24 protein-coding genes, 7 tRNA genes and 2 other RNA genes are annotated in these 23,874 nt (G+C 51.2%); 9 read left to right on the top strand and 24 right to left on the bottom strand.

Annotation, left to right across the window (positions count from 1 at the left end; translation table 11 throughout):
• Positions 1–137: 137 nt before the first annotated feature.
• Positions 138–287 carry a multidrug efflux pump accessory protein AcrZ gene (gene acrZ, locus FEK42_RS08155; RefSeq protein ID WP_000891515.1) on the bottom strand — a complete coding sequence of 50 codons (150 nt, stop codon included), beginning with the start codon at positions 285–287 and terminating at the stop codon, positions 138–140.
• A 128-nt stretch (positions 288–415) separates the two neighbouring features.
• Here acrZ and modE point away from each other — a divergent pair, with 128 nt between their 5' ends.
• From modE to gpmA, 7 genes are all read left to right on the top strand, one after another.
• Positions 416–1,204 (top strand): molybdenum-dependent transcriptional regulator, encoded by a 789-nt coding sequence (gene modE, locus FEK42_RS08150; RefSeq protein ID WP_130214929.1) that lies wholly within the window; start codon positions 416–418, stop codon positions 1,202–1,204.
• Between the two features lie 67 nt (positions 1,205–1,271).
• Positions 1,272–2,744, top strand: a complete 1,473-nt coding sequence (gene modF, locus FEK42_RS08145) for a molybdate ABC transporter ATP-binding protein ModF (RefSeq protein ID WP_135492047.1) — start codon at positions 1,272–1,274, stop codon at positions 2,742–2,744.
• Positions 2,745–3,005: 261 nt separating this feature from the next.
• On the top strand, positions 3,006–4,022 hold the full coding sequence (gene galE, locus FEK42_RS08140; RefSeq protein WP_001265443.1) for a UDP-glucose 4-epimerase GalE: 1,017 nt from the start codon (positions 3,006–3,008) through the stop codon (positions 4,020–4,022).
• A gap of 9 nt (positions 4,023–4,031) precedes the next feature.
• On the top strand, positions 4,032–5,078 hold the full coding sequence (gene galT, locus FEK42_RS08135) for a galactose-1-phosphate uridylyltransferase (protein WP_135492046.1): 1,047 nt from the start codon (positions 4,032–4,034) through the stop codon (positions 5,076–5,078).
• A 3-nt stretch (positions 5,079–5,081) separates the two neighbouring features.
• Complete coding sequence (gene galK / locus FEK42_RS08130; RefSeq protein ID WP_135492045.1) at positions 5,082–6,230, top strand: galactokinase; 1,149 nt, start codon at positions 5,082–5,084, stop codon at positions 6,228–6,230.
• Positions 6,224–7,264 carry a galactose-1-epimerase gene (gene galM, locus FEK42_RS08125; RefSeq protein WP_000931389.1) on the top strand — a complete coding sequence of 347 codons (1,041 nt, stop codon included), beginning with the start codon at positions 6,224–6,226 and terminating at the stop codon, positions 7,262–7,264. The genes galK and galM overlap by 7 nt, the downstream gene beginning before the upstream one ends.
• 202 nt (positions 7,265–7,466) lie before the next feature.
• Positions 7,467–8,219 (top strand): 2,3-diphosphoglycerate-dependent phosphoglycerate mutase, encoded by a 753-nt coding sequence (gpmA, locus tag FEK42_RS08120; protein ID WP_001295305.1) that lies wholly within the window; start codon positions 7,467–7,469, stop codon positions 8,217–8,219.
• A 147-nt stretch (positions 8,220–8,366) separates the two neighbouring features.
• Here the strand turns inward: gpmA and aroG are convergent, their stop codons facing one another.
• Positions 8,367–9,419, bottom strand: coding sequence for a 3-deoxy-7-phosphoheptulonate synthase AroG (aroG, locus tag FEK42_RS08115; protein ID WP_130209918.1), 1,053 nt, complete (start codon positions 9,417–9,419; stop codon positions 8,367–8,369).
• Between the two features lie 315 nt (positions 9,420–9,734).
• Between aroG and FEK42_RS08110 the strand changes: the two genes are divergently transcribed.
• Positions 9,735–10,115, top strand: coding sequence for a YbgS-like family protein (locus tag FEK42_RS08110; protein WP_064530615.1), 381 nt, complete (start codon positions 9,735–9,737; stop codon positions 10,113–10,115).
• A gap of 114 nt (positions 10,116–10,229) precedes the next feature.
• Positions 10,230–11,171, top strand: a complete 942-nt coding sequence (zitB, locus tag FEK42_RS08105; RefSeq protein ID WP_130259796.1) for a CDF family zinc transporter ZitB — start codon at positions 10,230–10,232, stop codon at positions 11,169–11,171.
• Here zitB and pnuC read toward each other — a convergent pair.
• The 22 genes from pnuC to cydA all read right to left on the bottom strand — a co-directional run bounded on the left by pnuC (position 11,168) and on the right by cydA (position 23,568).
• Complete coding sequence (pnuC, locus tag FEK42_RS08100) at positions 11,168–11,887, bottom strand: nicotinamide riboside transporter PnuC (RefSeq protein ID WP_135406226.1); 720 nt, start codon at positions 11,885–11,887, stop codon at positions 11,168–11,170. The genes zitB and pnuC overlap by 4 nt on opposite strands.
• A gap of 37 nt (positions 11,888–11,924) precedes the next feature.
• The gene (nadA, locus tag FEK42_RS08095) at positions 11,925–12,968 is read right to left on the bottom strand and encodes a quinolinate synthase NadA (RefSeq protein WP_135492044.1); all 1,044 of its coding nucleotides are present in this window, start codon (positions 12,966–12,968) and stop codon (positions 11,925–11,927) included.
• Between the two features lie 278 nt (positions 12,969–13,246).
• Positions 13,247–13,372: non-coding RNA, RtT sRNA (locus FEK42_RS08090), on the bottom strand.
• A gap of 30 nt (positions 13,373–13,402) precedes the next feature.
• Positions 13,403–13,532: non-coding RNA, RtT sRNA (locus tag FEK42_RS08085), on the bottom strand.
• Positions 13,533–13,556: 24 nt separating this feature from the next.
• Positions 13,557–13,632: transfer RNA gene (locus FEK42_RS08080), tRNA-Lys, on the bottom strand.
• Between the two features lie 33 nt (positions 13,633–13,665).
• Positions 13,666–13,741: transfer RNA gene (locus tag FEK42_RS08075), tRNA-Lys, on the bottom strand.
• A gap of 146 nt (positions 13,742–13,887) precedes the next feature.
• A tRNA-Lys gene (locus tag FEK42_RS08070) sits at positions 13,888–13,963 on the bottom strand.
• Positions 13,964–13,966: 3 nt separating this feature from the next.
• A tRNA-Val gene (locus tag FEK42_RS08065) sits at positions 13,967–14,042 on the bottom strand.
• A 51-nt stretch (positions 14,043–14,093) separates the two neighbouring features.
• Positions 14,094–14,169: transfer RNA gene (locus tag FEK42_RS08060), tRNA-Lys, on the bottom strand.
• Between the two features lie 2 nt (positions 14,170–14,171).
• Positions 14,172–14,247 (bottom strand) — tRNA-Val (locus tag FEK42_RS08055).
• Between the two features lie 126 nt (positions 14,248–14,373).
• Positions 14,374–14,449 (bottom strand) — tRNA-Lys (locus FEK42_RS08050).
• 164 nt (positions 14,450–14,613) lie between these two features.
• Complete coding sequence (gene cpoB / locus FEK42_RS08045; RefSeq protein ID WP_130209908.1) at positions 14,614–15,402, bottom strand: cell division protein CpoB; 789 nt, start codon at positions 15,400–15,402, stop codon at positions 14,614–14,616.
• A gap of 9 nt (positions 15,403–15,411) precedes the next feature.
• The gene (pal, locus tag FEK42_RS08040) at positions 15,412–15,933 is read right to left on the bottom strand and encodes a peptidoglycan-associated lipoprotein Pal (RefSeq protein WP_001295306.1); all 522 of its coding nucleotides are present in this window, start codon (positions 15,931–15,933) and stop codon (positions 15,412–15,414) included.
• Positions 15,934–15,967: 34 nt separating this feature from the next.
• Complete coding sequence (tolB, locus tag FEK42_RS08035; RefSeq protein ID WP_010352214.1) at positions 15,968–17,260, bottom strand: Tol-Pal system beta propeller repeat protein TolB; 1,293 nt, start codon at positions 17,258–17,260, stop codon at positions 15,968–15,970.
• Between the two features lie 132 nt (positions 17,261–17,392).
• Positions 17,393–18,685, bottom strand: coding sequence for a cell envelope integrity protein TolA (tolA, locus tag FEK42_RS08030; RefSeq protein WP_131161679.1), 1,293 nt, complete (start codon positions 18,683–18,685; stop codon positions 17,393–17,395).
• Between the two features lie 63 nt (positions 18,686–18,748).
• On the bottom strand, positions 18,749–19,177 hold the full coding sequence (gene tolR / locus FEK42_RS08025) for a colicin uptake protein TolR (RefSeq protein ID WP_000090097.1): 429 nt from the start codon (positions 19,175–19,177) through the stop codon (positions 18,749–18,751).
• A gap of 3 nt (positions 19,178–19,180) precedes the next feature.
• The gene (gene tolQ, locus FEK42_RS08020) at positions 19,181–19,873 is read right to left on the bottom strand and encodes a Tol-Pal system protein TolQ (protein WP_000131310.1); all 693 of its coding nucleotides are present in this window, start codon (positions 19,871–19,873) and stop codon (positions 19,181–19,183) included.
• Positions 19,870–20,274, bottom strand: coding sequence for a tol-pal system-associated acyl-CoA thioesterase (gene ybgC, locus FEK42_RS08015; RefSeq protein ID WP_001098372.1), 405 nt, complete (start codon positions 20,272–20,274; stop codon positions 19,870–19,872). Before ybgC ends, tolQ begins: the two co-directional genes overlap by 4 nt.
• A 149-nt stretch (positions 20,275–20,423) precedes the next feature.
• Complete coding sequence (gene ybgE, locus FEK42_RS08010; RefSeq protein WP_063096546.1) at positions 20,424–20,717, bottom strand: cyd operon protein YbgE; 294 nt, start codon at positions 20,715–20,717, stop codon at positions 20,424–20,426.
• The gene (gene cydX / locus FEK42_RS08005; RefSeq protein WP_000270283.1) at positions 20,717–20,830 is read right to left on the bottom strand and encodes a cytochrome bd-I oxidase subunit CydX; all 114 of its coding nucleotides are present in this window, start codon (positions 20,828–20,830) and stop codon (positions 20,717–20,719) included. The genes ybgE and cydX overlap by 1 nt, the downstream gene beginning before the upstream one ends.
• Before the next feature lie 14 nt (positions 20,831–20,844).
• Positions 20,845–21,984, bottom strand: a complete 1,140-nt coding sequence (cydB, locus tag FEK42_RS08000) for a cytochrome d ubiquinol oxidase subunit II (RefSeq protein WP_135404561.1) — start codon at positions 21,982–21,984, stop codon at positions 20,845–20,847.
• Between the two features lie 15 nt (positions 21,985–21,999).
• Positions 22,000–23,568 (bottom strand): cytochrome ubiquinol oxidase subunit I, encoded by a 1,569-nt coding sequence (gene cydA / locus FEK42_RS07995; protein WP_010331061.1) that lies wholly within the window; start codon positions 23,566–23,568, stop codon positions 22,000–22,002.
• Positions 23,569–23,874: the final 306 nt, after the last annotated feature.

The raw sequence follows: 23,874 nt of genomic DNA, 5'->3' as shown, positions 1-23,874 counted from the left end.
GGCGTCAATATAACGGCAAGTTCAGAATTTTCCCAGCAGTTATTGTTAACCTTTGAGAGGTAGATAGAAAAAATATCGGCAGGAAAAGCAGGAAGTTGAGAAAAAGAAAATGCCCGACTCAGCGGGCATTCATGGAATCAATGATTTTGTCCGGGCTGGTCTTTTTTACCAACACCAGAAAAGATGTTGAATACTTCACCAAGACCGTAAATCAGACCCAGGATGATGGCCATCACGACAGGTACCATGATTACGGCGAATACCAGACTTTTTAATAACTCTAACATGGTCAACTCCAGATGTAGTCCTGTGACTATTCTAACCGTTAAGCACAGAAAAGCACTCCCCTTTTGTGCGGTCAGCTTTGCGTGGCGCTCATTTTCCGTCACAATAAGACTTTTGCCAGGACATTGTTATGCAGGCCGAAATCCTTCTCACTCTTAAGCTGCAACAAAAGCTCTTTGCCGACCCACGCCGCATTTCGCTACTAAAACACATCGCGCTTTCCGGTTCCATCAGCCAGGGGGCGAAAGATGCCGGTATCAGCTATAAAAGCGCCTGGGATGCCATTAACGAAATGAATCAGTTAAGTGAGCATACGCTGGTTGAACGAGCTACGGGCGGAAAAGGCGGTGGCGGTGCTGTGCTGACCCGCTATGGTCAACGACTGATTCAGCTTTACGATCTTCTCGCCCAGATCCAGCAAAAAGCCTTTGATGTGTTAAGTGACGATGACGCCCTGCCGCTGAACAGCCTGCTGGCCGCGATCTCACGTTTTTCACTGCAAACCAGCGCCCGTAACCAGTGGTTCGGTACCATCACAGCCCGCGATCATGATGACGTTCAACAGCATGTTGATGTCTTACTGGCCGACGGCAAAACACGCTTAAAAGTCGCGATTACCGCGCAAAGTGGCGCGCGTCTGGGGCTGGATGAAGGCAAAGAAGTGTTGATTCTACTGAAAGCGCCGTGGGTGAACATTACCCAGGATGACACCGTAGCCCAGAGTGCCGACAACCAATTGCCGGGCATTATTCGCCATATAGAGCGCGGCGCAGAACAGTGCGAAGTATTAATGGCGCTACCCGACGGGCAAACCTTGTGCGCCACGGTGCCGGTAAATGAAGCGGCTTCTCTTGAGCAAGGACAGAATGTCACGGCCTACTTTAATGCCGACAGCGTGATTATCGCCACGCTGTGCTAAGCGTGTTGACAATTTGTTATGAAACACGTATCCCTGTCAGTAATCGCTGCACAAAATGGGATATAAAATGTCATCGTTGCAAATTTTGCAAGGCACGTTTCGTCTTAGCGACACAAAAACGCTGCAATTGCCTCAGCTAACGTTAAACGCGGGCGATAGTTGGGCGTTTGTCGGTTCTAATGGCAGCGGGAAATCGGCGCTGGCCCGCGCGCTGGCGGGAGAACTTCCGCTTTTGAAAGGTGAACGGCAAAGCCAATTCTCCCACATCACTCGTCTCTCCTTCGAGCAATTGCAAAAGCTCGTCAGTGACGAATGGCAGCGCAATAACACCGATATGCTTAGTCCTGGCGAAGATGACACCGGGCGCACCACGGCTGAGATCATTCAGGATGAAGTTAAGGATGCACCGCGTTGTGCGCAGCTGGCGCAGCAGTTTGGCATTACCGCCCTGCTCGACCGACGTTTTAAATATCTTTCCACTGGCGAGACGCGTAAAACCCTGCTCTGTCAGGCGCTGATGTCGAAGCCTGACTTATTGATTCTTGATGAACCGTTCGATGGTCTTGACGTTGCCTCACGTCAGCAGCTGGCAGAATTACTCGCCTCGTTACATCAGTCCGGTATTACTCTGGTACTGGTGCTCAATCGCTTCGATGAGATCCCGGAATTTGTCCAGTTTGCTGGCGTGCTGGCGGATTGTACGTTAGTGGAAACTGGCGCTAAAGAGGAACTGCTCCAGCAAGCACTCGTCGCGCAACTGGCGCATAGCGAACAGCTTGAAGGTGTGCAACTGCCGGAGCCGGATGAACCTTCAGCACGTCACGCCTTACCCGCCAACGAACCGCGCATTGTGCTGAACAATGGCGTGGTTTCTTATAACGATCGCCCCATTCTTAATAACCTTAGCTGGCAGGTGAATCCAGGTGAACACTGGCAAATTGTCGGGCCAAATGGCGCGGGAAAATCGACGTTATTAAGCCTGATTACTGGCGATCATCCGCAAGGTTACAGCAACGATTTGACGCTTTTCGGACGACGTCGTGGCAGCGGCGAAACCATCTGGGATATCAAAAAGCATATCGGTTACGTCAGCAGTAGTTTGCATCTGGATTACCGGGTCAGTACTACTGTGCGTCATGTGATTCTTTCTGGCTATTTTGATTCGATTGGCATTTATCAGGCCGTTTCGGATCGTCAGCAAAAGCTGGTGCAGCAGTGGCTGGATATTCTCGGCATTGATAAACGCACGGCTGACGCCCCTTTCCATAGTCTTTCCTGGGGGCAACAACGCCTGGCGCTGATCGTCCGCGCACTGGTGAAACATCCGACTTTGCTTATTCTCGATGAACCACTACAGGGACTGGATCCGCTCAATCGCCAGCTTATCCGCCGTTTTGTTGACGTGCTAATTAGCGAAGGTGAAACGCAATTATTGTTTGTTTCGCACCATGCGGAAGATGCGCCTGCCTGTATTACCCATCGTCTGGAGTTCGTGCCGGACGGTGACCTTTATCGCTATGCGCTGACAAAAATAAACTGAGTAGGAAATGCTGACTGTGCCGGATGTGGCGTAAACGCTTTATCCGGCCCACGGTTCGACGCATCCAGGCATGAAACCGCGTCTTTTTTTCAGATAAAAAGCGCAATCATTCATAAACCCTCTGTTTTATAATCATTTAATCACGCATAAAAAACGGCTAAATTCTTGTGTAAACGATTCCACTAATTTATTCCATGTCACACTTTTCGCATCTTTGTTATGCTATGGTTATTTCATACCATAAGCCTAATGGAGCGAATTATGAGAGTTCTGGTTACCGGTGGTAGCGGTTACATTGGAAGTCATACCTGTGTGCAATTACTGCAAAACGGTCATGATGTCATCATTCTTGATAACCTCTGTAACAGTAAGCGCAGCGTACTGCCTGTTATCGAGCGTTTAGGCGGCAAACATCCAACGTTTGTTGAAGGCGATATTCGTAACGAAGCGTTGATGACCGAGATCCTGCACGATCACGCTATCGACACCGTGATCCACTTCGCCGGGCTGAAAGCCGTTGGCGAATCGGTACAAAAACCGCTGGAATATTACGACAACAATGTCAACGGTACTTTGCGCCTGATTAGCGCCATGCGCGCCGCTAACGTCAAAAACTTTATTTTTAGCTCCTCTGCCACCGTTTATGGCGATCAGCCCAAAATTCCATACGTTGAAAGCTTCCCGACCGGCACACCGCAAAGCCCTTACGGCAAAAGCAAACTGATGGTGGAACAGATCCTCACCGACCTGCAAAAAGCCCAGCCGGACTGGAGCATTGCCCTGCTGCGCTACTTCAACCCGGTTGGCGCGCATCCGTCGGGCGATATGGGCGAAGATCCGCAAGGCATTCCGAATAACCTGATGCCGTACATTGCCCAGGTTGCTGTAGGCCGTCGCGACTCGCTGGCTATTTTTGGTAACGATTATCCGACCGAAGACGGTACTGGCGTGCGCGATTACATCCACGTAATGGATCTGGCGGACGGTCACGTCGTAGCGATGGAAAAACTGGCGAACAAGCCAGGCGTACACATCTACAACCTCGGCGCTGGCGTGGGCAGCAGCGTGCTGGACGTGGTTAATGCCTTCAGCAAAGCCTGCGGCAAACCGGTTAATTATCATTTTGCACCGCGTCGCGAGGGCGACCTTCCAGCCTATTGGGCGGACGCCAGCAAAGCCGATCGCGAACTGAACTGGCGCGTAACGCGCACACTCGATGAAATGGCGCAGGACACCTGGCACTGGCAGTCACGCCATCCACAGGGATATCCCGATTAAGGAACGACCATGACGCAATTTAATCCCGTTGATCATCCACATCGCCGCTACAACCCGCTCACCGGGCAATGGATTCTGGTTTCACCGCACCGTGCTAAGCGCCCCTGGCAGGGGGCGCAGGAAACGCCAGCCAAACAGGTGTTACCTGCGCACGATCCAGATTGCTTTCTCTGCGCAGGTAATGTGCGGGTGACTGGCGATAAAAACCCCGATTACACCGGGACTTATGTTTTTACCAATGACTTTGCGGCCTTGATGTCTGACACGCCAGACGCGCCAGAAAGCAACGATCCGTTGATGCGTTGCCAGAGCGCGCGCGGTACCAGCCGGGTGATCTGCTTTTCACCTGATCACAGTAAAACACTGCCAGAACTCAGCGTTGCGGCATTGACGGAAATCGTCAAAACCTGGCAGGAGCAAACCGCAGAGCTGGGAAAAACGTACCCGTGGGTGCAGGTATTTGAAAACAAAGGTGCAGCGATGGGGTGCTCTAACCCGCATCCGCACGGACAGATTTGGGCAAATAGCTTCCTGCCTAACGAAGCTGAGCGCGAAGACCGCCTGCAAAAAGAATATTTTGCCGAACAGAAATCACCAATGCTGGTGGATTATGTCCAGCGCGAGCTGGCAGACGGTAGCCGTACCGTTGTCGAAACCGAACACTGGTTAGCCGTAGTGCCTTACTGGGCTGCCTGGCCGTTCGAAACGCTACTGCTGCCCAAAGCCCATGTTTTGCGGATCACCGATTTGACCGACGCCCAGCGCAGCGATCTTGCGCTGGCGTTGAAAAAGCTGACCAGTCGTTATGACAACCTCTTCCAGTGCTCCTTCCCCTACTCTATGGGCTGGCACGGTGCGCCGTTTAATGGCGAAGAGAATCAACACTGGCAGCTGCACGCGCACTTTTATCCGCCTCTGCTGCGCTCCGCCACCGTACGTAAATTTATGGTCGGTTATGAAATGCTGGCAGAAACCCAGCGTGATCTGACGGCAGAACAGGCAGCAGAGCGTTTGCGCATAGTCAGCGATATCCATTTTCGCGAATCCGGAGTGTAAGAAATGAGTCTGAAAGAAAAAACACAATCTCTGTTTGCCAACGCATTTGGCTACCCTGCCACTCACACCATTCAGGCGCCTGGCCGCGTGAATTTGATTGGTGAACACACCGACTACAACGACGGTTTCGTTCTGCCCTGCGCGATTGATTATCAAACCGTCATTAGCTGTGCGCCACGCGATGACCGTAAAGTTCGCGTAATGGCAGCCGATTATGAAAATCAGACTGACGAGTTTTCCCTCGATGCGCCCATTGTCGCGCATGAAAACTATCAATGGGCGAACTACGTGCGTGGCGTGGTGAAACATCTGCAACTGCGTAACAACAACTTCGGCGGCGTGGACATGGTGATCAGCGGCAACGTGCCGCAGGGTGCCGGGTTAAGTTCTTCCGCCTCACTCGAAGTCGCGGTCGGAACCGTATTGCAGCAGCTTTATCATCTGCCGCTGGACGGCGCACAAATCGCGCTTAACGGTCAGGAAGCAGAAAACCAGTTTGTTGGCTGTAACTGCGGGATCATGGATCAACTCATTTCCGCACTCGGCAAGAAAGATCATGCCTTGCTGATCGACTGCCGCTCGCTGGGGACCAAAGCGGTTTCCATGCCGAAAGGCGTAGCTGTGGTCATCATCAACAGTAACTTCAAACGTACCCTGGTTGGCAGCGAATACAACACCCGTCGTGAACAGTGCGAAACCGGTGCGCGTTTCTTCCAGCAGCCAGCTCTGCGCGATGTCACCATTGAAGAGTTCAACGCTGTTGCACATGAGCTGGACCCAATCGTGGCGAAACGCGTGCGTCATATCCTGACTGAAAACGCCCGCACCGTTGAAGCTGCCAGCGCGCTGGAGCAAGGCGACCTGAAACGTATGGGCGAGTTGATGGCGGAGTCTCATGCCTCTATGCGCGATGATTTCGAAATCACCGTGCCGCAAATTGACACTCTGGTAGAAATCGTCAAAGCTGTGATTGGCGACAAAGGTGGCGTACGCATGACCGGCGGCGGATTTGGCGGCTGTATCGTCGCGCTGATCCCGGAAGAGCTGGTGCCTGCCGTACAGCAAGCTGTCGCTGAACAATATGAAGCAAAAACAGGTATTAAAGAGACTTTTTACGTGTGTAAACCATCACAAGGAGCAGGACAGTGCTGAACGAAACTCCCGCACTGGCACCCGATGGTCAGCCGTACCGACTGTTAACTTTGCGTAACAACGCAGGGATGGTAGTCACGCTGATGGACTGGGGTGCGACTTTACTTTCAGCCCGTATTCCGCTTTCCGATGGCAGCGTCCGCGAGGCGCTGCTCGGCTGTGCCAGCCCGGAATGCTATCAGGATCAGGCCGCGTTTCTGGGGGCCTCTATTGGTCGTTATGCCAACCGCATCGCCAATAGCCGTTATACCTTTGACGGCGAAACCGTGACGCTTTCGCCAAGTCAGGGCGTTAACCAGCTGCACGGCGGCCCGGAAGGGTTCGACAAACGTCGCTGGCAGATTGTGAACCAGAACGATCGTCAGGTGCTGTTTGCCCTGAGTTCAGATGATGGCGATCAGGGCTTCCCGGGTAATCTCGGCGCGACGGTGCAATATCGTCTGACCGACGATAACCGTATCTCCATTACTTATCGCGCCACAGTTGATAAACCTTGCCCGGTGAATATGACTAATCACGTCTATTTCAATCTTGACGGCGAGCAGTCTGACGTGCGCAATCACAAGTTGCAGATTCTGGCGGACGAATATCTTCCGGTTGATGAAGGCGGCATTCCGCACGACGGCCTGAAATCTGTCGCCGGAACGTCTTTTGATTTCCGCAGCGCCAAAATCATCGCCAGTGAGTTTCTTGCCGATGACGATCAGCGCAAAGTGAAAGGTTACGATCACGCATTCTTGTTACAGGCCAAAGGCGATGGCAAGAAAGTGGCGGCGCATGTCTGGTCAGCAGATGAAAAATTGCAGCTGAAGGTCTACACCACCGCTCCGGCTCTGCAATTCTACTCCGGCAACTTCCTCGGCGGCACGCCATCAAGAGGAACTGAACCTTACGCCGACTGGCAGGGGCTGGCACTGGAAAGCGAGTTTCTGCCGGACAGCCCGAACCACCCTGAATGGCCGCAGCCGGACTGCTTCTTGCGTCCTGGCGAAGAATATTCCAGCCTGACGGAATATCAGTTTATTGCTGAGTAATGTTAAGCCCTCGTCATGAGGGCTTTATCCTCGTATTGTTCAAATCACCAGCAAATACCGACATATTTGCAACTCAATATTCACAACAACCTTACACTGCGACACTATTTTCGCTATGGTTATGCGTAAGCATTGCTGTTGCTTCGTCACGGCAATATAATGAGAATTATTATCATTAAAAGATGATTTGAGGAGTAAGTATATGGCTGTAACTAAGCTGGTTCTGGTTCGTCATGGCGAAAGTCAGTGGAACAAAGAAAACCGTTTCACCGGTTGGTACGACGTGGATCTGTCTGAGAAAGGCGTAAGCGAAGCAAAAGCAGCAGGTAAGCTGCTGAAAGAGGAAGGTTACAGCTTTGACTTTGCTTACACCTCTGTGCTGAAACGCGCTATCCATACCCTGTGGAACGTGCTGGACGAACTGGATCAGGCATGGCTGCCCGTTGAGAAATCCTGGAAACTGAACGAACGTCACTACGGTGCGTTGCAGGGTCTGAACAAAGCGGAAACTGCTGAAAAGTATGGCGACGAGCAGGTGAAACAGTGGCGTCGTGGTTTTGCGGTGACTCCGCCGGAACTGACTAAAGATGATGAGCGTTATCCGGGTCACGATCCCCGTTACGCGAAACTGAGCGAGAAAGAACTGCCGCTGACGGAAAGCCTGGCGCTGACCATTGACCGCGTGATCCCTTACTGGAATGAAACCATTCTGCCGCGTATGAAGAGCGGTGAGCGCGTGATCATCGCTGCACACGGTAACTCTCTGCGTGCGCTGGTGAAATATCTCGATAACATGAGCGAAGAAGAGATTCTTGAGCTGAATATCCCGACTGGCGTGCCGCTGGTGTATGAGTTCGACGAGAACTTCAAACCGCTGAAACGTTATTATCTGGGTAATGCTGACGAGATCGCGGCGAAAGCAGCGGCGGTTGCTAACCAGGGTAAAGCGAAGTAAACGTCATTCGTTTAATAATGAGAAAGCCGACTGCAAGTGAGTCGGCTTTTTTGTTTGTCGTTGCTAACAATGGAGCACATTGCCTGATGCGACGCTACGCGTCTTATCAGACCTACAAACATACAGTCATGGCGATTTGACTATAAATTATCCACGACGCGCTTTTACTGCATTTGCCAGCTGACGTAACAGAGCATCGGTATCGTCCCAGCCAATGCAGGCATCAGTGATACTCTTGCCATAAGCCAGCGGCTCCCCGCTCTCCAGACTCTGATTGCCTTCTACCAAATGACTTTCCACCATCACGCCAATAATGGCCTTTTCGCCACCGGCAATCTGCTGGCAAACGTCAGCACAAACATCCATCTGCTTTTTGAATTGTTTGGACGAGTTAGCATGGCTGAAATCGATCATCACCTGTGCTGGCAGGCCTGCTTTGTTCAGCCCTTCTTTCACTTCAGCAACGTGTTTTGCACTGTAATTAGGCTCTTTACCGCCGCGCAGAATGATATGGCAATCGCCGTTACCGCTGGTATTCACAATCGCCGAATGACCCCATTTGGTCACTGAAAGGAAGCAGTGCGGCGCACCGGCGGCATTAATGGCATCGATAGCCACTTTAATCGTACCGTCTGTGCCATTTTTGAAACCTACCGGGCAAGAAAGACCAGACGCCAGTTCGCGATGCACCTGCGATTCGGTTGTTCGCGCCCCAATTGCGCCCCAGCTCATCAGGTCAGCGAGATACTGAGGGGTGATCATATCGAGAAATTCGCCCGCCGCTGGCAGACCGCTGTCGTTAATATCGAGCAGCAATTTACGGGCAATTCGCAAACCGTCGTTGATCTGGAAGCTGTTGTCCATATGCGGATCGTTAATCAGCCCTTTCCAGCCCACCGTGGTGCGCGGCTTTTCAAAATAAACGCGCATTACGATTTCCAGGTCGTCTTTTAGCTCTTCACGCAGCGCCAGCAAGCGAGTGGCATACTCTTTAGCCGCGACAGGATCATGAATTGAGCACGGACCAATCACCACTAACAGGCGATCATCATTACCTTTCAGGATCTTATGGATCGCTTTTCGGGCATGGGCAACCGTATTCGCGGCATTTTCAGTAGCGGGGAATTTTTCCAACAGTGCGACAGGAGGAAGTAACTCTTTGATTTCTTTGATGCGTAAATCGTCGTTCTGATAATTCATGTCTGTTCCAGTGTTGCCATACTTATCTTGGTGAATGCAATCCTTCCAATCTATATCTTCCGTCAGAATGTGTAAACGGGGTTTTACACTATGGACGGAATAATCCTGGAATCGGCAAGAAATACGCCAGATTGTCGCGAAAAACGAGATCTCTCCTACAATTTCTAACTGTAACTTCTCTATTTATTAATTTTTTCAAGATTCTCAGCTGGATCTCTTCTTCTGGCTGAAATCTTAAACCATTGCCTGATATTCACCTGCAAATGCACTGTTGGAAGAGGTTATCCGACATAACGACCATAACAGGAGCATCCTATGAAAATGACAAAACTGGCCACACTATTTCTGACTGCCACTCTGAGCCTTGCCAGCGGTGCCGCACTGGCTGCCGATAGCGGGGCGCAAACCAATAACGGCCAGGCAAACGCCGCAGCTGATGCGGGCCAGGTAGCCCCTGACGCCCGTGAAAATGTCGCACCAAATAACGTCGACAATAACGGGGTTAATACCAACTCGGGCGGGACGATGCTGCACCCGAATGGTTCATCCATGAATAATGACGGCATGACCAAAGACGAAGAGCACAAAAACACCATGTGCAAAGACGGTCGCTGCCCGGACATCAATAAAAAGGTACAAACCGGTGATGGCATCAACAATGATGTCGATACCAAAACCGACGGTACTACGCAGTAAGCCAGGATATATGGCTGATAATGGGAGAGCGGAGGCTCTCCTTTTTAATTTTTCCCTTCTAAAAGAAGTATGATGTCATAAAGTTAAGTGAGATAAATTAAGGGATGACTCGTCATGGCGCACTCACACTCACACACTTCCCCACACCTACCAGAAGATAATAATGCTCGTCGCTTGTTGTATGCTTTCGGCGTAACTGCCGGATTTATGCTGGTAGAAGTCATTGGCGGTTTTCTTTCCGGTTCTCTGGCATTGCTGGCTGATGCCGGACATATGTTGACCGATACTGCCGCCCTGCTTTTCGCCCTACTCGCAGTGCAATTTTCACGTCGTCCTCCCACCATTCGCCACACTTTCGGTTGGCTAAGATTGACCACGCTCGCGGCGTTTGTGAATGCCATCGCCCTGGTGGTGATTACGATTTTGATTGTCTGGGAGGCAATAGAACGTTTCCGCACGCCGCGTCCGGTTGAAGGCGGTATGATGATGGCGATTGCCGTGGCGGGATTGCTGGCAAATATACTTTCTTTCTGGTTACTTCATCACGGTAGTGAAGAGAAAAACCTCAACGTGCGAGCAGCGGCACTGCATGTGCTTGGGGACCTGCTGGGTTCCGTTGGTGCTATCGTCGCCGCGTTGATAATTATCTGGACCGGCTGGACACCTGCGGACCCCATTCTCTCGATACTCGTGTCGCTTCTGGTTCTACGCAGCGCGTGGCGATTATTGAAAGACAGCGTGAATGAATTACTTGAAGGTGCGCCCGTTTCGCTGGATATTGCTGAAATGAAACGCCGCATGTGCCGGGAAATCCCGGAAGTCCGCAATGTGCACCATGTACATGTGTGGATGGTGGGCGAAAAGCCAGTGATGACGCTGCATGTGCAGGTGATCCCGCCACACGATCACGACGCGTTGTTGGATCAGATCCAACACTATCTGATGGATCACTATCAGATTGAGCACGCCACCATCCAGATGGAATATCAACCTTGTCATGGGCCAGACTGCCACCTGAATGAAGGGGTGTCTGGCCATTCACATCATCACCATTAATGGGACAGCGCGCGTGAACCTCTTTCGCGTGCGCTGTTGATCCACATCCGGCTGCCGTTGAGGGCAATAAAGGTCAGGATCAGATACTCCAGCGACATGGCATAGACGCCCTGCAAGGCGAAAATCACCACGCTAATCACGTTAATGATGACCCACAATAACCAGTTTTCGACGTATTTACGCGTCATCAGGATCATTGCCACGATGGAGAGTACCATCATGCAGGAGTCCCAGAATGGGAAGGCGTCCGGTTGCAATTCTGGCATCACTACCTGCAAACCCAATGCTTGCATAATCGTGACTGCCACGCGGGTCAAAAATGCAAACACCGGATTGATAAATACCGTCATCAGACCAATCGAAACCACGCAAACCGCCAACCAGCTTAGCGCCTTCGGCAATGGCAACCAGCGAATTTTTAACTCAGCTTCATGTTGACTGGTTTGTCGCGACCAGGCATACCAGCCATAAATGTTAGCGGCAAAGAAAAACACCTGTAACAGCAGGCTGGCATACAGCTGAATCTGAAAGAAAATAATGCCAAACAGGGTAACGTTGATCAGGCCAAAAAAGTAGTTGCTGATCTTCTCCAGACTGGCAAGGCCAATACACAGTAACCCAGCGATCGTCCCCACCGCTTCGATCCATGAGAGATCGTAACCGCCAGCACCGATCGGTATATGAACCAGAATGCTCTGTGTGCTAAAAAAATCCATCTTTCCCCCAATGCGTAGCGTGACGCCTTATTGTCAGTTATCCACGTAGTGTAGCCGCAAAATCCAGCATACGGTTGAGCGGCACCAGCGCCCTCTCTCGCAGATTTTCGTCAACATGAACCTCGTGATTGCTTCCTCCCTGTTCCAGCGCCTCTGCGATGGCCTGAAGGCCATTCATTGCCATCCACGGACAATGAGCGCAACTTCGACAGGTAGCGCCCTCGCCTGCGGTTGGCGCTTCCAGCAATTCTTTATCTGGCACTGCCTGCTGCATTTTGTAGAAAATACCCCGGTCAGTCGCCACAATCAGCTGCTGATGCGGCAATGTTTTTGCAGCGTTAATCAACTGACTTGTGGAACCAACAGCATCGGCCATATCGACAATAGCTTGTGGTGACTCCGGATGCACCAGTATGGCAGCATCAGGGTACTGTTTTTGTAAGCGGGTTAACGCCTGAGTCTTAAACTCGTCATGAACGATACAGGCACCTTGCCAGCATAAGATGTCTGCGCCTGTCTGTTTTTGCACGTAACGCCCCAGATGTTTGTCTGGTGCCCAGATAATTTTTTCACCCAAACTATCCAGATGATCAATGAGTTCGACGGCAATGCTTGAAGTTACCACCCAATCTGCACGCGCTTTTACCGCAGCAGAAGTGTTGGCGTAGACAACGACAGTACGATCGGGATGGGCATCGCAAAATGCGTTGAATTCTTCAATCGGACATCCGAGATCCAGTGAACATTCAGCCTGAAGTGTTGGCATCAGAATTGTTTTTTCCGGGCTGAGAATTTTGGCGGTTTCCCCCATAAATCTCACCCCAGCGACTAACAGCGTAGAAGCGGGATGCTTTGCACCGAAGCGGGCCATTTCCAGAGAATCAGAGATACAGCCATCGGTTTCTTCAGCCAGCTGTTGAATTTCGGGATCGGTATAGTAGTGGGCGACCATCACCGCATTACGTTCTTTCAGCTGCCGTTTGATTTTCTTGCGATAATACGCTTTTTCATCAATGCTTAACGGCGTTGGCTTCGGTGGAAAAGGATATATCGCCGTTTCAGGATCAAACATCACGCTCATTTGGCCATCTCGTTTTACAGACTTAACGTTTATACCGACATGAAGCGTTCAACCCGCTGCAATCGGCCTCAATTGTTTTATATGCTAAACAAAATAGCCGAATGGTGAGGAAAAGTCACACGTATTACGCCTGATGTGCAGGATGCGTCATTTTACGCCTAATTCCACCGACGTAGAGTTGCTTGCACAGCAAGCTCTGACTATGTCATCAGGTTTACAACTTGAAATTGTGGGATGCCTGAATAGCAAAAAAGCGCCTTTAGGGCGCTTTTTTACATTGGTGGGTCGTGCAGGATGACTCGCTTCGCTCGCCCTTCGGGCAGTCGCCGCAAGCGGCTCCGTTGTTTCGCTGCGCTCAACTCGAACCTGCTGCAGGTTCGAATCTTTGAGTATCGCAGATAGCAAAAAAGCGCCTTTAGGGCGCCTTTTTACATTGGTGGGTCGTGCAGGATTACTCGCTTCGCTCGCCCTTCGGGCCGTCGCCGCGAGCGGCTCCGTTGTTTCGCTGCGCTCAACTCGAACCTGCCAGGTTCGAATCTTTGAATATCGCAGATAGCAAAAAAGCGCCTTTAGGGCGCTTTTTTACATTGGTGGGTCGTGCAGGATTCGAACCTGCGACCAATTGATTAAAAGTCAACTGCTCTACCAACTGAGCTAACGACCCCTTGCGGGATTATGCTGCTTTAATCATTCAGGATGGTGGGTCGTGCAGGATTCGAACCTGCGACCAATTGATTAAAAGTCAACTGCTCTACCAACTGAGCTAACGACCCATATGGGTGTTACCTGAAAGATTTCTACTCGAATCCAATCTTTAAGATTGGTGGGTCGTGCAGGATGACTCGCTTCGCTCGCCCTACGGGCCGTTGCTGGCGCAACGTTATCCTTCACGCTTAACATCTGAGTTTGATGTTAAAATTGGTGGGTCGTGCAGGATTCGAACCTGCGACCAATTGATTAAAAGTCAACTGCTCTACCAACTGAGCTAACGACCCGAGTGGTGGGTGATGACGGGATCGAACCGCCGACCCCCTCCTTGTAAGGGAGGTGCTCTCCCAGCTGAGCTAATCACCCGATACTACGCTGGATACTACAAACTACTTCCACCAAACCCACCGCAATTAGTGGTGGGTCGTGCAGGATTCGAACCTGCGACCAATTGATTAAAAGTCAACTGCTCTACCAACTGAGCTAACGACCCGGTGGTGGGTGATGACGGGATCGAACCGCCGACCCCCTCCTTGTAAGGGAGGTGCTCTCCCAGCTGAGCTAATCACCCGATACTACGCTGGATACTACTTAAAATGGTGGGTCGTGCAGGATGACTCGACTTCGTCTCGCCCTTCGGGCCGTTGCTGACGCAACGTTATCCTTCACGTTTTACTACCGCTTCCACCTTAGCGATTGGTGGGTCGTGCAGGATTCGAACCTGCGACCAATTGATTAAAAGTCAACTGCTCTACCAACTGAGCTAACGACCCACTTTTTCGTTGCTTTCGGTTTGTTTGATATCCCGTGGCAACGGCGGCATATATTACTGATTTCAGACTTGAGCGCAACAAAAATTTCGATGTAGATCACTCAACTGCTTATGAATCGCACGACACGACCAGAAATAATGCGACTTCTGGTCGCGTGTTATGCATTACATGGCGTTCAGACGTTTTTGCGCCTGTTTAGCACCATCAGTACCAGGGTATTTACTGATAACCTGCTGGTACACGGCTTTTGCTTTCGCGGTGTCACCTTTGTCCTGCATGATGACGCCAACTTTAAACATCGCATCTGCAGCCTTCGGTGACTTCGGATAGTTTTTCACTACCGAAGCAAAATAGTACGCCGCATCATCTTTCTTACCCTTGTTGTAGTTTAACTGACCCAGCCAATAATTGGCGTTGGGCAGGTAAGTTGAATCAGGATAATTTTTGATGAAATTCTGAAATGCCACCATCGCGTCATCCTGGCGGGATTTATCCTGTACCAGCGCAATAGCTGCATTGTAATCAGTGTTTGCATCGCCGCTTTTCACCGGCGCACCAGCATTCGCAGTACCTGCATCAGCTGTTGGCGTCGTTGCCGCCGCCCCGCTTTGATCGCCGCCGGCTGATTGTGCCGCTGCACCACCGCTGCTAAGGCTATCGATCTGCAACAAGATCTGCTTCTGCCGCTCCACGACCTGATTCAATTGATACTGATTTTCCTGAATTTGACCACGCAGGGAATCAATATCGGACTGATTATCAGAGAGTTGCTGCTGGAGTTGGGTCAAAAGCTGGCTGTGAGCATTAGAAATACGCTCAAGTTGAGTGACGCGGTCTTCGACCGAGCCTGAGCCGACACTACTGATTGGTGCCTGAGCAAAAGCGGCCCAGGGGGCCGCTATACCAACCAGTAACGACAGACTCAATAGTTGATGTCTGAAGTTACTGCTCATGCAATTCTCTTAGTAAACCAGTACCGCACGACGGTTTTTGGAGTATGCCGCTTCGTCATGACCCAGTACTGCAGGTTTTTCTTTACCGTAAGAAACGATGGAGATCTGGTCTGCAGAAACGCCTTTACCCTGCAGGTACATCTTAACGGCGTTCGCACGACGTTCACCCAGGGAGATGTTGTATTCCGGAGTACCACGTTCGTCCGCGTGACCTTCTACGGTGACTTTGTAAGACGGGTTGCTACGCAAGAAGTTTGCGTGTGCATCCAGCATTTGAGCGAAGTCAGAACGGATATCGTATTTGTCCAGATCGAAGTAAACGATGTTGTTCTGCTGCAGCTGTTGCATTTGCAGACGAGCCTGCTCTTCGGAAGACATGTTGCCATTTCCGCCGTTCGCATCCATGCCAGTGCCGGCACCCAGCATGCCTTCGCTGCCGTCATTGCTGGCGTTCTTGTTGGAAGAACATGCCGCAATTGCCATAACAGGCAGAGCAATCATCAGCCCTTTCAGCACTTTGTTCAGTTGCATTTCAATGATTCCTTTACTATTCAATTAATTATTATCACAGATACGGCGACCAGGCAGGAAATTTGACCTGTCCATCAGTTGCCGGAAGACGCGCTTTGAAACGCCCATCTGTAGAAACCAAATTCAGCACGGATCCCATCCCCTGAGAAGAGCTGTAGATTACCATAGTGCCGTTAGGTGCCAGACTTGGCGTTTCATCCAGGAACGTTGAGGACAGAACTTGTACGCCTCCCGTTACCAGATCTTGTTTGGCAATGTGCTGCTGCCCACCATTGGAGCTAACCATTACCATAAATTTACCGTCGCTGCTGACATCCGCATCCTGGTTCTGCGAACCTTCCCAGGTAATACGTTGCGGCGCACCGCCGTTGATATTCACTTTATAAACCTGCGGACGACCGGCCTGGTCAGAGGTGAAGGCCAGGTTTTGACTGTCCGGGAACCAGGTCGGTTCGGTGTTGTTGCTGCGACCATCTGTTACCTGACGGATTTGACCAGAGGCTAAATCCATTACGTACAGATTCAGGCTACCAGTTTTCGACAGAGCAAAAGCCAGTTTGCTGCCGTCCGGCGAGAATGCAGGCGCACCGTTGTGACGCGGGAAGGAAGCAACCTGACGCACTGCACCGTTAGCCAGCGTCTGGATTACCAGCGCAGAACGACCGCTTTCGAAGGTAACATATGCCAGTTTAGAACCGTCCGGTGACCACGCCGGAGACATCAGCGGCTGCGGAGAACGGTGAACCACAAACTGGTTGTAGCCATCATAGTCAGACACGCGCAACTCATACGGGAACTGGCCACCATTGGTCTGAACAACATAGGCAATACGGGTACGGAACGCACCTTTAATGCCGGTCAGTTTTTCAAACACTTCATCACTGGCGGTATGGCCAGCGTAACGCAGCCATTGTTTGTTTACTTTGTATGAGTTCTGAGCAAGCACAGTACCCGGTGCACCGCCGGTATCAACCAGCTGATAAGCAACATTGTAAGAACCGTCCGGATTCGGAGTGACCTGACCTACAACGACAGCGTCAATGCCCAGCGCAGACCATGCAGCAGGTTGAACTTCCTGCGCGCTACCTGGCTGTTGAGGCAGACGAGCGCGATCTAACGGATTAAATTTACCGCTGTTACGCAAGTCAGCAGCAACGATGCCGCCAATATCTTCAGGTGCCGCACCTGGACCCGCCCACTGGAATGGAACGACACCAATAGGACGACCGGAATCTACACCACTGTCGATCACAATGCGGACTTCAGCATGCAGAACTGACGCCCACAGTATGAGAAAACCAAATGCTACTCGTAATGCCTGCTTCATCATATCTCCCTTATCTGGACAGATAGCCCACGATAATTTAGCAGAATGTTAACAAACTCAAATACACAAAACTACCAGAACCCTGCGACAACCGATGTCTGATGTTGACCGCCGTGACGACCAACATCGCGATTACGGTTTGAAGTCCAATGGTGCGTTCTTGAACACTTCATATACTGCCTGGCTTGGTGGTTTCGGGATCTTCGCAAGTTTAGCTGCTGCCAACGCAGCCTGACAAAGAGCGGGATCGCCACCTTCAGGTTTGATATCCAGTAACATGCCATCCGGTGCCAATTTTATGCGCAGCGTACAGGTTTTACCTGCATAGGACGATGCATCATAGAACTTACTTTCGATAGCAGATTTAATCTGCCCGGCATAGTTATTGATATCTGCGCCTGATGCGCCATTGTTTTTAGTATTACCACTCCCGGCAGGCGAAGCATTGTTCCCTTTCGCCCCTCCCCCCGTTTTCGGTGCATTCTTACCAGAGCTTAGCTCACCGAAAATATCATCTGCCTCCGCGGCAGCTTTTGCTGCAGCCGCTTTTTCAGCTGCTGCTTTTTCTGCTGCTGCTTTTGCCGCTGCGGCTTTTTTGTCTGCGGCGGCTTTTTCTGCCGCTGCTTTCTTATCAGCTGCTGCCTTTTCAGCAGCCGCTTTTTCTGCTGCTTTTTTGTCGGCTGCAGCTTTTTCAGCGGCGGCTTTCTTATCTGCAGCCGCCTTTTCAGCAGCCGCTTTCTGCTCAGCTTCGGCCTTCGCTTTTTCAGCAGCTTCAGTTGCCGCTTTCTTTCTTGCTTCAGCTGCAGCAGCTTCTGCCGCTTCCGCTTTCTTCTTCAGCGCCGCTGCAGCTTTGGCGGCTTCGGCCTCGGCTTTTTTCTGCGCTTCGGCTGCGGCTTTGGCGGCTTCTGCTTCTGCTTTTTTCTTCGCGTCCGCAGCCGCTTTCTTCGCTGCTTCTTCGGCAGCTTTGGCTTCCGCTTCAGCCTTCGCTTTAGCATCTGCCGCCGCTTTCGCTGCTGCCTCTTCCGCTTGCTTCTGCTTTAACTCGGCCTGTTTAGCGGCTTCTTCAGCCTGTTTCTTCTGTTCCTGAGCAGCTAACCGTTCTTTCTCAAGCTGCTTCAGGCGTTCCTGTTCAGCCGCTTGTTTCTCACGCAGTTCTTCAGCAGCCTGCTGTTCCTTCATCTTGCGCTGCTCTTCAGAACGCTTCGCGCTTGATTCCTGGCTTTGCATACGTTTGTACTGCTCAACTACCGCACCTGAATCAACCATTACAGCATCGATGGACGAACCACCGCCGCCTCCGGCTGAAGCTTCTATATTCTCATCGAACGAACTCCAGATCAGCGCTGCAAATAAGATGACATGCAGCACTGCTGAAATAATTATCGCCCGTTTGAGCTTGTCGTTTTGTTCGGTTGCCTTTGACACTCTCGGTTCCCAAAAACTGTTCGCCTGTTACCCGCTCTCTTAAAGCAAGGGAAACGCAGATGCTTAAATAGGCTGCGTCATTAAACCAACCGATTTCACACCCGCACTGTGTAACAAGTTCAGCGCTTTAATTATTTCATCGTAAGGCACATCTTTTGCGCCACCGATCAGAAAGACCGTTTTCGGGTTGGCCTTGAAACGGCTGGAAACTTCCGCCACCACCTGCTCTGGTGGTAAACGCTCCAGACGATCTTTCTCAACCACCACGGTGTACTGACCAATACCAGACACTTCAACAATCACAGGCGGATTATCGTTACTGCTCACCGCCTGTGATTCAGTAGCGTCTGGCAGATCGACCTCCACGCTCTGGGTGATGATGGGCGCTGTCGCCATAAAGATCAGCAACAGCACCAGCAGTACGTCCAGCAACGGTACAATGTTGATTTCGGACTTGAGATCGCGACGACCTCGTCCACGCGCTCTGGCCATGGCTTACCCCTTGTTGCTCTCGCTAACGGTAAACGCCTGGCGGTGCAGAATGGCGGTGAACTCTTCCATAAAGTTGTCGTAGTTCAGCTCCAGTTTGTTGACGCGCTGGTTCAGACGGTTGTAAGCCATAACCGCAGGGATTGCGGCAAACAGACCGATAGCCGTGGCGATCAACGCTTCTGCGATACCCGGTGCAACCATTTGCAGCGTCGCCTGTTTCACCGCGCCGAGCGCGATAAAGGCGTGCATGATCCCCCAGACTGTACCGAACAGACCGATATACGGGCTGATGGAACCTACCGTACCGAGAAACGGAATGTGCGTTTCCAGATTTTCCAGCTCACGGTTCATGGAAATACGCATCGCGCGCGACGCGCCTTCCACTACGGCTTCCGGTGCATGGCTGTTAGCACGATGCAGGCGCACAAACTCTTTGAACCCACTGTAAAAGATTTGTTCCGACCCCGAGAGATTATCTCGTTTTCCCTGGCTCTCCTGATAGAGGCGAGAAAGTTCGATTCCAGACCAGAATTTATCCTCAAACGCTTCGGCTTCGCGAGCCGCTGCGTTAAGAATACGGGTCCGCTGGATAATAATGGCCCAGGATGCGATTGAAAAACCAATCAAAATCAACATGATAAGTTTAACCAGAAGGCTCGCCTTCAGGAACAAATCAAGGATATTCATGTCAGTCACTGCTTAAACTCCGCGACAATAGACTTGGGAAGCGCACGAGGCTTCATTTTGAGTGGGTCAACGCAAACAATCAGAACCTCGGCTTCATTCAGCAGAGTATTCTCAGCGTTGACAATACGTTGCGTGAAAACCAAAGAGGTGCCACGCATTGATGTTATTTCAGTCTGTATTTCGAGCATATCGTCGAGCCGCGCAGGCGCGTAATATTCCACCGTCATCTTACGCACCACGAAGGCAACGCGTTCAGCCATCAGAGCCTGTTGACTGAAGTGATGATGACGCAGCATCTCTGTGCGTGCTCTTTCATAAAAAGCGATGTAACTGGCGTGGTACACCACACCACCGGCATCGGTATCTTCATAGTAGACGCGAACCGGCCATCGAAACAGCGTTGTATTCACTTTACATCCCAGTAATGCAACAAAAATTAGAACTTTTAAACGCTGCTACTATACGCGCGCGATTGAGGTTTGGGAATGAGGGCAAGTTAAGGGAGCGTAAAAATTTATGGACTGTTGAAGGTCCATAAATTTTTAAAGAGAATTCTGATTTAAAAGAAGAAGAAAATCAGCCCGACAATGAGAACGATATCGGCAAGCAGTGGGCAAAAAATCCCTTGCCAGAGAACCTTCTGCGGACGAAAACCCACGCCGTGAATTACGCCAGCACAGACGGCCCACATCAGCAATAAACCATGCCAGATTTCCAGTTCACTGGTCTTCGCGGCAAAACGTGATGGGTCCCAAAACATACATCCTGCTAACAGAAGCGCCATCACGAAGGAAAGCGCCCGCAGGGGGCGCTTGTCCATTACCGCATACAAAGTTGCGATAACCTTACTCATCAGCTGTCTTCTTGACCGGCTTTACCTGATTCGACGTGCTCAAGCGCCAGCGCGGTGATTACCCCAAACGAACAGGCAAGAAGCGTTCCCAGAATCCATGCGAAATACCACATTTTTAGCTCCTTACTTAGTACAGAGAGTGGGTGTTACGTTCAATATCTTCTTTGGTGATACGTCCGAACATTTTCCAGTAACACCAGGCGGTGTAGAGCAGAATGATCGGAACCAGAACCACCGCAACCCAGGTCATAACGTTAAGCGTCAGCTGGCTGGAAGTTGCATCCCACATTGTCAGACTTGCATTCATCATGGTGCTGGACGGCATCACAAACGGGAACATCGCGATACCGGCAGTCAGGATAATGCAGGCCAGCGTCAGGGAAGAGAACACAAACGCCCACGCGGCTTTATCCATACGTGCAGTCAGGATGGTCAGCAGCGGCAGAACCACACCCAGCGCCGGAATAGCCCACAGAATCGGCGTGTTGTTGAAGTTCGCTAGCCATGCGCCAGCTTCACGAACCACTTCTTTATTCAGCGGGTTAGAGGCAGCGTAATGGTCCATTGTCGATTTCACGACATAACCATCGATACCGTACATCACCCATACACCCGCCAGTGCGAAGCAGACCAGCGTCACCAGTGCCGCTACCTGTGCCGTTGCACGGGTACGCAGGTGCAGTTCGCCCACGGTACGCATCTGCAGGTAGGTCGCGCCCTGAGTAATGATCATCCCTACGCTCACCACGCCTGCCAGCAGGCCGAACGGGTTAAGCAGCTGGAAGAAGTTACCGGTGTAGTACAGACGCAGATATTCATCAACGTTAAACGGTACGCCCTGCAACAGGTTACCGAACGCCACACCAATCACCAGCGGCGGAACGAAGCTACCAATGAAGATGCCCCAGTCCCACATGTTACGCCAGCGGGTTTCTTCAATCTTGGAGCGGTAATCAAAACCGACCGGACGGAAGAACAGAGACGCCAGCACAAGGATCATCGCCACATAGAAGCCGGAGAACGCAGCGGCATAGACCATCGGCCAGGCAGCAAACAGTGCGCCGCCTGCGGTGATAAGCCAAACCTGGTTACCGTCCCAGTGTGGTGCGATGGAGTTAATCATAATTCGACGCTCGGTGTCGTTACGACCGAGGAAACGGGTGAGCATGCCCACCCCCATGTCGAAACCGTCAGTGACTGCAAAACCAATCAGCAGAATGCCAACCAGCAGCCACCAGATAAAACGCAATACTTCATAATCGATCATTTGACGACTCCTGTCTTAGCGTGCCGGCTGAGTAGTCGTGGAGGACTGCTCAAAGTGATAGCGACCGGTTTTCAGGCTGCTTGGGCCGAGGCGTGCAAACTTGAACATTAAGAACAATTCTGCCACCAGGAACAGGGTATACAGGCCGCAAATCAGCACCATCGAGAAGATGAGATCGCCTGCGGTCAGTGACGAGTTCGCCACAGCTGTCGGCAGCACTTCACCGATAGCCCACGGTTGGCGGCCATATTCAGCCACGAACCAGCCCGCTTCTACAGCAATCCACGGCAGCGGAATACCGTACAGCGCGGCGCGCAGCAGCCATTTTTTCTCGCCAATGCGGTTGCGGATGACACTCCAGAAGGAGAGCGCAATGATTGCCAGCAGCAGGAAGCCACACGCCACCATGATACGGAACGCGAAGTACAGCGGCGCTACACGCGGAATGGAGTCTTTGGTTGCCTGTTGAATCTGAGCTTCAGTCGCATCAGCCACGTTCGGCGTATAGCGTTTCAGCAGCAGACCGTAACCGAGGTCTTTCTTCATGCTATTGAACTGGTCACGAACCGCCTGGTCGGTAGAACCAGAACGCAGTTGTTCGAGCAGAGAGTACGCTTTCATCCCGTTACGGATGCGTTCTTCATGCTGAACCATCAGCTCTTTCAGGCCGATCACTGGCGTATCCACGGAACGCGTTGCAATGATGCCCAGCGCGTAAGGGATCTGGATCGCAAATTTGTTCGTCTGCTCATCCTGATCAGGAATACCGAACAGAGTAAAGGCAGCAGGCGCAGGTTGCGTTTCCCACTCGGCTTCAATTGCAGCCAGTTTGGTTTTCTGCACGTCGCCCATTTCGTAACCGGATTCATCACCCAGAACAATAACAGACAGAACGGCAGCCATACCGAAGCTTGCAGCGATAGCAAAGGAGCGTTTAGCGAAGGCGAAGTCACGGCCTTTCAGCATATACCATGCGCTGATACCGAGGATGAACATCGCGCCAGTGACATAACCAGAGGCTACAGTGTGAACGAATTTCACCTGAGCAACCGGGTTAAGCACCAGCTCGGAGAAGCTCACCATCTCCATACGCATGGTTTCGAAATTGAAATCGGACGCGATTGGGTTTTGCATCCAGCCGTTCGCAACCAGAATCCACAGTGCGGACAGGTTTGAACCGAGCGCCACCAGCCAGGTGACACACATATGCTGAACTTTACCCAGACGATCCCAACCGAAGAAGAACAGACCTACAAAGGTGGATTCGAGGAAGAAGGCCATCAGACCTTCGATTGCCAGCGGCGCACCGAAGATATCCCCTACATAGTGGGAATAGTAAGACCAGTTAGTCCCGAACTGGAACTCCATGGTCAGACCGGTTGCCACACCCAGAGCAAAGTTGATACCAAACAACTTGCCCCAGAACTTGGTCATATCTTTATAAATCTGTTTGCCGGAAAGGACGTAAACCGTTTCCATAATGGCCAGCAGGAACGCCATACCGAGCGTCAGCGGCACAAAAAGGAAGTGGTACATCGCGGTCAAGGCAAACTGTAAGCGCGACAGTTCGACTATATCTAACATCATGACTCCTTGCTCATCGCATGAAGACTCCGAGAGTGAACCCCGTTAGAAAGGGTCACACGCATGCCCCAATACAAAATTATTTGCTCGCCCCTATCGTTGCCATTTCATCAAAAGAGGAAAGACAATGATAAAAAAGTTACAAATATGTTAATGAATAAACCAAATTGATCCCGTAATTATATTACGCCGCAAAATCCTTACAATAAACAGGTTTTTATTGAGCAAATTTGCATTTTTCGACAGTGATCAATTTATAGTGAAATTGTCACCATCCCACCAATTTGATCTACGACAATTTATCGC

The organism is Escherichia sp. E2748 (genome assembly GCF_005781125.1).
Taxonomy (GTDB): Bacteria; Pseudomonadota; Gammaproteobacteria; order Enterobacterales; family Enterobacteriaceae; genus Escherichia.
This window is presented reverse-complemented; position numbering and strand designations above follow the sequence as displayed.

Excerpts from the sequence above, each read along its gene's own strand:
- aroG (WP_130209918.1), bottom strand. The coding sequence starts at position 9,419 with ATGAATTATCAGAACGACGATTTACGCATCAAAGAAATCAAAGAGTTA.
- galT (WP_135492046.1), top strand. The coding sequence starts at position 4,032 with ATGACGCAATTTAATCCCGTTGATCATCCACATCGCCGCTACAACCCG.
- galE (WP_001265443.1), top strand. The coding sequence starts at position 3,006 with ATGAGAGTTCTGGTTACCGGTGGTAGCGGTTACATTGGAAGTCATACC.
- tolR (WP_000090097.1), bottom strand. The coding sequence starts at position 19,177 with ATGGCCAGAGCGCGTGGACGAGGTCGTCGCGATCTCAAGTCCGAAATC.
- cydX (WP_000270283.1), bottom strand. The coding sequence starts at position 20,830 with ATGTGGTATTTCGCATGGATTCTGGGAACGCTTCTTGCCTGTTCGTTT.
- pal (WP_001295306.1), bottom strand. The coding sequence starts at position 15,933 with ATGCAACTGAACAAAGTGCTGAAAGGGCTGATGATTGCTCTGCCTGTT.
- cydA (WP_010331061.1), bottom strand. The coding sequence starts at position 23,568 with ATGTTAGATATAGTCGAACTGTCGCGCTTACAGTTTGCCTTGACCGCG.
- FEK42_RS08110 (WP_064530615.1), top strand. The coding sequence starts at position 9,735 with ATGAAAATGACAAAACTGGCCACACTATTTCTGACTGCCACTCTGAGC.
- tolB (WP_010352214.1), bottom strand. The coding sequence starts at position 17,260 with ATGAAGCAGGCATTACGAGTAGCATTTGGTTTTCTCATACTGTGGGCG.
- galK (WP_135492045.1), top strand. The coding sequence starts at position 5,082 with ATGAGTCTGAAAGAAAAAACACAATCTCTGTTTGCCAACGCATTTGGC.
- modE (WP_130214929.1), top strand. The coding sequence starts at position 416 with ATGCAGGCCGAAATCCTTCTCACTCTTAAGCTGCAACAAAAGCTCTTT.
- acrZ (WP_000891515.1), bottom strand. The coding sequence starts at position 287 with ATGTTAGAGTTATTAAAAAGTCTGGTATTCGCCGTAATCATGGTACCT.
- pnuC (WP_135406226.1), bottom strand. The coding sequence starts at position 11,887 with ATGGATTTTTTTAGCACACAGAGCATTCTGGTTCATATACCGATCGGT.
- nadA (WP_135492044.1), bottom strand. The coding sequence starts at position 12,968 with ATGAGCGTGATGTTTGATCCTGAAACGGCGATATATCCTTTTCCACCG.
- cydB (WP_135404561.1), bottom strand. The coding sequence starts at position 21,984 with ATGATCGATTATGAAGTATTGCGTTTTATCTGGTGGCTGCTGGTTGGC.
- modF (WP_135492047.1), top strand. The coding sequence starts at position 1,272 with ATGTCATCGTTGCAAATTTTGCAAGGCACGTTTCGTCTTAGCGACACA.
- ybgE (WP_063096546.1), bottom strand. The coding sequence starts at position 20,717 with ATGAGTAAGGTTATCGCAACTTTGTATGCGGTAATGGACAAGCGCCCC.
- cpoB (WP_130209908.1), bottom strand. The coding sequence starts at position 15,402 with ATGAGCAGTAACTTCAGACATCAACTATTGAGTCTGTCGTTACTGGTT.
- zitB (WP_130259796.1), top strand. The coding sequence starts at position 10,230 with ATGGCGCACTCACACTCACACACTTCCCCACACCTACCAGAAGATAAT.
- gpmA (WP_001295305.1), top strand. The coding sequence starts at position 7,467 with ATGGCTGTAACTAAGCTGGTTCTGGTTCGTCATGGCGAAAGTCAGTGG.